Source organism: Vibrio sp. 970 (assembly GCF_033339075.1).
Genome location: NZ_JAWOTW010000616.1, coordinates 1 through 573, shown reverse-complemented (window position 1 = coordinate 573; position 573 = coordinate 1). Strand labels below are relative to the sequence as shown.

Below are 573 nucleotides of genomic sequence, written 5' to 3'. Positions count from 1 at the left end.
ATCACGGGTACAGGCAAAATCCAAGATGGTGTGTTCATCACTAATGATATTGTGATGGATGCGCTAGCTGGTGAAATGCAAATTCGTGGTATTGCAAACATGACCAGCAGAATGGTGGATGCGGAAGTGAAGTTTACGCCGGATATTACGTCAGGGTTACCAATGTTGACGGCGTTTGCGGTGGCCCCTCAAACTGCTCTGTACGTGCTGGCGATTTCCACGGTGATTTCTCCTGTTGTAGAGGTGTTCACCCAAGTGAATTACGAGGTCAAAGGCCCGTTAGATTCACCAACCGTAAAAGAGATTTCACGTAGTAAAGGCGAATACAAGCTGCCAGAAAAACTGCGTGAGCAGGCTAAATAGATCGCCCGACTAAGTGGTAGAAGGAAGAGAACACATGGAACGTGTTGGCATCATTCAAATGACTTCGGGGCCTGATATTCAGGCGAATTTGGACTTTATTGACCAGCAATGTGCTTTGGCGGCCAATCAAGGAGTGAAGCTGGTGCTCACGCCGGAAAATGCGGTGTTGTTTGCCAGTCGAGAAGAGTACCATCAACATGCAGAGCCGTT

Annotated in this window: 2 protein-coding genes; both read left to right on the top strand. The window is 48.0% G+C overall.

What is annotated here, in order from left to right; genetic code table 11:
• The coding region (locus tag R7Q11_RS28205; protein ID WP_225467230.1) for an AsmA-like C-terminal region-containing protein at positions 1-363 on the top strand (363 nt) is incomplete at its 5' end.
• Between the two features lie 34 nt (positions 364-397).
• Positions 398-573, top strand: a 176-nt coding sequence (locus tag R7Q11_RS28200) for a nitrilase-related carbon-nitrogen hydrolase (RefSeq protein ID WP_318094482.1), incomplete at its 3' end; no start/stop codon positions are given.